Source organism: Bacillus sp. XB1 (assembly GCF_053557995.1).
In genome coordinates this window covers 610,586-617,357 of the sequence record NZ_JBNRIL010000001.1, presented here as the reverse complement: position 1 = coordinate 617,357, position 6,772 = coordinate 610,586, and the positions used below count along the sequence as shown (strand labels likewise).

At 33.0% G+C, this 6,772-nt stretch carries 6 protein-coding genes and 3 pseudogenes; 3 read left to right on the top strand and 6 right to left on the bottom strand.

The window, feature by feature from the left end; all coding sequences use genetic code 11:
• On the bottom strand, positions 1 to 561 hold a 561-nt coding region (locus ACK1U5_RS02995; RefSeq protein WP_448814764.1), incomplete at its 3' end, for a lyase family protein.
• A gap of 53 nt (positions 562 to 614) precedes the next feature.
• The gene (ansA, locus tag ACK1U5_RS02990; RefSeq protein ID WP_087875530.1) at positions 615 to 1,619 is read right to left on the bottom strand and encodes an asparaginase; all 1,005 of its coding nucleotides are present in this window, start codon (positions 1,617 to 1,619) and stop codon (positions 615 to 617) included.
• A 183-nt stretch (positions 1,620 to 1,802) separates the two neighbouring features.
• Between ansA and ansR the strand changes: the two genes are divergently transcribed.
• The 3 genes and pseudogenes from ansR to ACK1U5_RS02975 form a co-directional block, all read left to right on the top strand.
• On the top strand, positions 1,803 to 2,180 hold the full coding sequence (gene ansR, locus ACK1U5_RS02985; RefSeq protein ID WP_000893567.1) for an HTH-type transcriptional regulator AnsR: 378 nt from the start codon (positions 1,803 to 1,805) through the stop codon (positions 2,178 to 2,180).
• A 66-nt stretch (positions 2,181 to 2,246) separates the two neighbouring features.
• A pseudogene (locus ACK1U5_RS02980) lies at positions 2,247 to 2,452 on the top strand (DUF1304 domain-containing protein); the annotation flags it as partial.
• A 103-nt stretch (positions 2,453 to 2,555) separates the two neighbouring features.
• Positions 2,556 to 2,642: pseudogene (locus ACK1U5_RS02975) on the top strand (IS3 family transposase); the annotation flags it as partial.
• 125 nt (positions 2,643 to 2,767) lie between these two features.
• Here ACK1U5_RS02975 and ACK1U5_RS02970 read toward each other — a convergent pair.
• The 4 genes and pseudogenes from ACK1U5_RS02970 to ACK1U5_RS02955 form a co-directional block, all read right to left on the bottom strand.
• A pseudogene (locus tag ACK1U5_RS02970) lies at positions 2,768 to 2,898 on the bottom strand (excinuclease ABC subunit C); the annotation flags it as partial.
• 146 nt (positions 2,899 to 3,044) lie between these two features.
• On the bottom strand, positions 3,045 to 4,124 hold the full coding sequence (locus ACK1U5_RS02965; RefSeq protein ID WP_000832860.1) for a Ger(x)C family spore germination protein: 1,080 nt from the start codon (positions 4,122 to 4,124) through the stop codon (positions 3,045 to 3,047).
• 2 nt (positions 4,125 to 4,126) lie between these two features.
• Positions 4,127 to 5,209, bottom strand: a complete 1,083-nt coding sequence (locus ACK1U5_RS02960; RefSeq protein ID WP_000809694.1) for a GerAB/ArcD/ProY family transporter — start codon at positions 5,207 to 5,209, stop codon at positions 4,127 to 4,129.
• A 20-nt stretch (positions 5,210 to 5,229) separates the two neighbouring features.
• Positions 5,230 to 6,729, bottom strand: coding sequence for a spore germination protein (locus ACK1U5_RS02955; protein WP_087875531.1), 1,500 nt, complete (start codon positions 6,727 to 6,729; stop codon positions 5,230 to 5,232).
• Between the last annotated feature and the right edge of the window lie 43 nt (positions 6,730 to 6,772).

Genomic DNA, 6,772 nt, shown 5'->3' with positions numbered 1-6,772 from the left:
CATTTTAATAACATGGTCAAACTGTTCTGCTTTTAATTCAAATACATCATGCATATAACCCATCGTTTGTAATAAGCCTTCTAATGCATTTAACGTCGCGATATGAATCGCCGTTGGGAATGCATCATTTGTTGATTGGGCCATATTTACATGGCTATTTGGACTAATATAATGATAGTCTCCCTTTTCCATTCCTAATAATTCAAGAGCACGATTGGCAATGACTTCATTTGCATTCATGTTCATTGAAGTACCCGCTCCGCCTTGGATTGGATCTACGATGAAATGATCATGCCATTTTCCATCAAGAATTTCTTGAGCAGCTTCTGCGATCGCACCGCCCTTGTTTAATTCCAATCTTCCTACATCTGTATTCGCAAGCGCTGCAGCTTTTTTTACAATTGCGAACGCTCTAATTAAACTTTCATGAATTTTATACCCTGTAATCGGGAAATTTTCAACAGCGCGTAAAGTCTGAATTCCGTAATATGCCTCAATAGGTAATTCCTTTCCTCCCAAAAAATCATTCTCCACTCGCACGTTCTTGTTTGTCATTGCCATTTTAATTTCTCCCCCATATTAAATGTAAAACCTAAATAAATCATATGAAGTCATTACCAATCCTTATCAGATTTTATTGTTAAATCGTAGACTAAAGGCTCTTCAATAATTTTTTTAATCTCTTCTAATTTATTAGTTTTCCCAAGCGCCCACATCAATTTTGCTATGATGGCTTCCGTATTCATATCTCCAGACAATATTACTTGATGTTGTGCCACTTTCCGTCCTACTTCATAGAGAAGTATGTCTTCTCCTTCTTCCAGGCATTGAGTAGTAATCACTACAGCAATCCCCATTTCAGTCAACTCTTGAATTTTCGAAAGCAAGTTCCTTCCTTCAAAAGGTAATCCACCGTTTCCAAAACTTTCAATAATAATTCCTTTATACAAATCTTTTAAACAATCAAATATCTCTGGTTTTGTACCTGGATACAATTTCATAAGAAAAACATCCGTACATAAATTAGTATTTATTGAAAGTTCATTATGGGAGGACGTTGGCTTCCAATGATATTTCACTTCATCTTCATTTACCTCAGCAACATATGGATAATTCACACTTTCAAATGCATCATAACTTTTTGTTCGCATTTTAACTGCTCTCGTCCCAATAATCACCCTACTATCAAAAACAATAAACACACCGCCAACATCCTCACAGGCAAATCTAAGAGCATCAGCTACATTTTTCTTTGCATCTGTCTTTTTAAAACTAATAGGTACTTGTGAACCTGTTAAAACAACTGGTTTTCTTAAACCTTGCAGCATATAAGATAACGCGGAAGATGTATAAGCTAACGTATCCGTTCCATGTGTAATCACAAACCCGTCATAGTCATCATAGTGATTAAAAACAGCATTAGCTATTTCTTTCCAGTGCTCAGGTTGCATATTGGTACTATCAATATTCATTAAGATTTTGCAATCTATTTCTAAGTTTCGAGAAGACTTCGAAAAATAATTCAATAATTCCTCAGCAGACAATCCTGGAACAAGCCCCTCATTCCCCTCCACAGATGCAATTGTCCCACCAGTTGCAAGTAATAAAATTTTCTTCATACACAACCCCTCCATAAAATAAACAACGATATATCGTTCGCGTAATGCGTATTTACATTTATCATTATAGAACTTAATTTGAATTAATCAAGATTTTGTATTCAATACGCGTACTTTTTTCTATTCTTGATTCTTTTTCTATGCTATAATTAATTTAATAAAATTAGATGGGGTATGAGACGAATGCTGGAACGTTTATCTAAATTAAGAAAAAATCAAAAATGGTCCTTACAAGAGACAGCAGATCGACTTGGGATTGCGAAAAGCACCTATGCTGGTTATGAAAATGGTTATAGATTACCTTCATTACAATCTTTATCTAAAATAGCCGATTTATTTGATACATCTGTAGATTATATATTAGGTCGAATTGAACATTCACATCAAAACAAAGATGTAATTGATATTACAAGACTCCTAAACGATCCAGATGCAACACTTTTAGTAGATGGAGAAGCACTGTCAACAGAAGAGATAATAGATTTTATTGCTTTTGTGAGAAGTAAACGAGAACTAAGTTCCAAGAGAATAGAAAATATTGAACCAACATGTAAAAGTTAATTCAATAAAAAACGAAGACACTGCACTCTTTAAACTTAGAAATACTTAGACAATTAATTTGTAAACGGTTTATATAATGGATTCTTAGCAGCTGGCCTCATTTGGGGACTTATACTTGGAAACAATCCCATTGGTTATATGATTCAATTATTTTTCATCATTTGTGTGGGGTAGCAGCTATTTTCGGAGGTCTCACATCCAATAAATCAATTATCATGAAACAAGGACTTCTCGCTATTTTAGCGTTGCTTGCCCTTTTATCTGTCATATAGAACTAAAGCTTTTCAATAAAGGAACTCACTTTTGAAGAATACGACATTCTTTCTGTAGATTTATAAGAAAGAATGGCGTTTTTGTATGTCTATTTCTGTATCGAGAGAATTTGAAAGTATAACAGAATTCAAACAAGAATTAGCAAAGTATATAAAGTACTATAATCATGAAAGAATCAAGGAAAAATAAAAGGGAATGAATCCGGTATTGTACTAGGCTCATTCCCTAGAGGCTACTTAACAAACCGACCTTTCTAACTTTCGGGGACACAGTCTAGTTGAAGTGCTACAAGCAACGAATTTACTATTTTAAAGTTAAGTGTTTAACCTTGAAGTACTTAATTCTTTTTTCCAGACAAAGCATACATTATATCTTGATGCTTTATTGTCCTCTTATAATTATGTGGTATCGGGAATTTGTTTCGTTGTTCTTTTATTATAATTATGATTACTATAAGTGATAAAGCTACAGGTATAAAAACGATTAACAAAGCATCTTAATGTTTATGAAATTCTTTGTTAATCGTTTCTCTTCTCCCTAATCTCCTGCGAGACTATATTTTTTATTAAAATTTCCCATATCTTATTTGATTTATTCTGTGACACCAGATTGGGTTACTTTTACATCAGCTGTTACACGAAAACGTAAATCTTTATAGGATTCTTCCCATTCTTGACTGTTCCATTTTCTTACGTGAGTTCTACCAAGCTTTCTAAGTCCTATAGGATCTGTGTCTTTTTTAATAAATCTCTTTATCAATGTAGTTGCTTTTTTTTCTATTTCTTTTTCCATAATTTTTTCTAATTTTTTTATTTCTTTAGGATTATCTAGATTTTTTGTTTTTGTAAATTCTTGAATTTCAGCTTTAACTTGAATATGAGCATTTACGAATGGATGCTTACTATTCCCCTCCATCTTATATTTTGTTCTAGCTTTTATATTCTCTATCGTAGCGTAAGTATTTGAAGAACCAGGTAGTTTGAATTGGTATGTACCTTGTTTAAAATTATCTGTCAACAATTTAAATACAAATAAATCTTTAGGGTTCACTTTATCAACCATTTTACATCTTTTAAAAAGTGCTATTCCATCTAACTCCAACACGTTACCTTTTTTAGATATTATCGGTAAATAGGAATCTCTCGCATCATCATTAAGTTGGTTTAAAAACATAAAAAAATTTGTTTTGGGCTGCGTTCCATTGTCCATATTTTGCTCCAGTAAAGAGGATAGATAGGAAGCAATTTCTTTTTCTTTAGAATAGTTCCCCTTTAATAGTGATTCCCCTTTTACATTTGTAATTGCTAAATAAATTGCATTTCCTACACTAGGATTTCGGTTCAAAGTCTCTAAAATTTCCTGCATTCCCTTTTCAATTATTTTTTCATTAAATATAATAACACGCAATTGCCCCAACTCTAGAGGTCCAGAAGATTTTTCGGATGCTCTTGCAAGAACTTCTCTACCAGTCTGGCCTGATGCTGAATAGATTTTTGTTTCACCTTCCCCGCCTCCTTTATAAGCTGAAATCGCAAAGGTTCCTTTTAGCTTACCTTCTGCTTCGGTATCATATGCCGCAACTTGAACTAAGTCAATGTCATCCACAATTTTCGTTTTAGCACAACCTATTAAGAAGACACTTAATATAAGGAAAAGTATCCATCGCTTCATGTTTATCTCCTTAACTTTATTTTGGCCGTTTGAATTAGCCATAGTACAGGTAGGTATACATATATATATACAAAGCCCATTTGACCTGTCCAAGTATTTAATAAGTTAATTTTATTACGATTATTCAAGAAAAATGATAAAACAAAGATGAATAGGATGATAACTGGCAAAACATATTTTTGCTTTATTCCCAGTGCCTCTTTTATACCACGACTTACTCCCCATAATGTAAAGGAAACATTGGGTAATATAAAAAAAGCCCAAACAGAAACAATAATGTATTCAAACCGCTCTATAAAGGGAAATTGTATAATTTTAATCATGCTTAAATATGCCCATATCGCACTCGCTAGTTGTTTTTCACTAAAAAATGCAAGAGTTAAAATCATAAGGTATGTGTAGACAATAGTCGTTACTAAATTTGCATAGTGCGCATATTTTTGAGACGTTTTTGCCTTTTTAATAAATGGGTAGTACAGCAATAACATTTCAAATCCAAAAAAACTAAACATATTTCCTTTCATTCCTTTCATAATTTCTAGGAATGAATGCTGTGCAATTGGAAATAAATTCTGGAAATCTGCATACTGCAAAGGATAAAAAAATGTGAAGATTAGAATGCTTGGGATAACGATTCCAAAGAAGCCGATTCCGGCAACTACACGAAATCCTCCAGTAACAATGTAATAACATAGACCCAAAAAAGCCCCTGCTATAACCCAAGATGAAATTGAAGGAAACATCCAAACATGTACTACTTCGATATAAGTATGTAGTGTTGTTGCACCTAACAATACAATATAAGATAAAAAAATGAAGTTGAGCAATCCACCAATCCATTTTCCAAGTACGTTTTGATTGATTGCAATGATGTCTCCATTACCCTGATTTAAAATCTGATATATGATCCAAATCATAACATTAACAGATATTCCAAAAAGTAGCGTGCTAATCCACGCATCATTTCCAACTAATTTTGCACTAATCCTTTCAAAACCAAGCATACCAACTCCCAACTGTATAGTAATAATTAAAAAAAATACCATATATGGCGAGACTTGATACTCAATTGGGATCTGTTTCATAATGCTCCTCCCTGTTAAATTCAATCATCAAAATCATTTCGTGATATGATTTTATTTTTCTCTACCTCTTCTGGATTAAAGCGAAAACGCTGTTTAGACCTTGAAAAAATAGGACGTCGAAACATCGCTGAGATTGGCATACGTATAATGCTGTCTTTCCAATCTGTAGGACGTGTAGGATAAAAAGGGAACAAATAAGGACGTCTTAATGATTCTGTACGTAATAAGCGTACTAAAAGGAAAGAACTTGTTAAAACAATTCCTAATAAGCCCAATAGGTGTGCAGATATTATAAAAGGAAAACGAATTACTCGAATTGTATTACCAATTCGATATATTGGTGCTGTAAATGAACTAAGAGCTGAAAGTGCAACAATGATAATAAGTACGTTACTTGTAAGACTTGCTTCTACCGATGCTTGTCCAATTACAATACCACCTACGATACCGACAGTTAAACCCACTTTAGTTGGTAAACGTGCCCCTGCTTCTCTCAGTAATTCAATCGTTATTTCTAAAAAAAGTGCTTCAATTAATGGAGGAAAAGGTACTTTACTTCTCGATATGATTAACGTTTCAAGAAGTTCTTTTGGGATAAGCTCGTAATGATATGTTAAGATCGAGACATATAATGGCGTCGTTAAGACAGAAAATATAAAAGCAAAAAGCCTTAATAGACGAAAAAAAGAGGCTATAATCCAAGGCATGGTGTAATCTTCTGTCGTAGAAAAAAAATCAATTAATGTTGTTGGAAGAGTGATGGCATAAGGCGAGCCATCTACAAAAAGTGCAATTTTCCCTTCTGCTAATACAGCTGCCACACGGTCCGGACGTTCTGTATTCAAAAATTGAGGGAATATAGAATTTGGGTTGTCTGCAATTAACTGCATCAAATAAGTACTATCCAAAACATGGTCTGTTTTTATTTGACTTACCCTTTTTATAATTTCTTGTAGATTTTGATCATTTACAATTCCCTCAATAAATACAATCGCAACAGTTGTGTTAGAGAGAGAGCCTACTTTCAATTCCTTCATTTGTAAATAAGGTGTTGGGAGCTTTCTACGTACTAAATTTAAATTTACATCTAAATCTTCGACAAATGCGATTTGCGGACCCACAATATTGTATTCAATTTCAGCTTTTGTAATATCCCTTTTTTCTTTCTTTGACACATTTACTAACAAACAATTTAGTTTATCTGTATCGAACTGAATAAGTATATAGCCATTTAAAATACTATCCTGAATATCTTCAATTTGATTTGTTATTTTTGAATTTTCAAAGGGTAAGACAGACCGAATATCTTGTAATGAATCGCAGCTCTTCTCTTTTATATGAGTTAAAACCTCTTCATGAAATATATTTACATCGATTAAGGTTCTAAAATATGAAATGACTATAGAGGATTTGTTTGAAGCGATCTCCAACGTTATAAAATCTTTAGATTTTTTTAGTAATTGCATTAATTCCTGCAAAGATTTTATAGAGTGAACAGGTACTTTTTCATGTGGTTTCAATTGATAATACCCTTCCTTTCAAAAAGAACCTATATATAGTTTT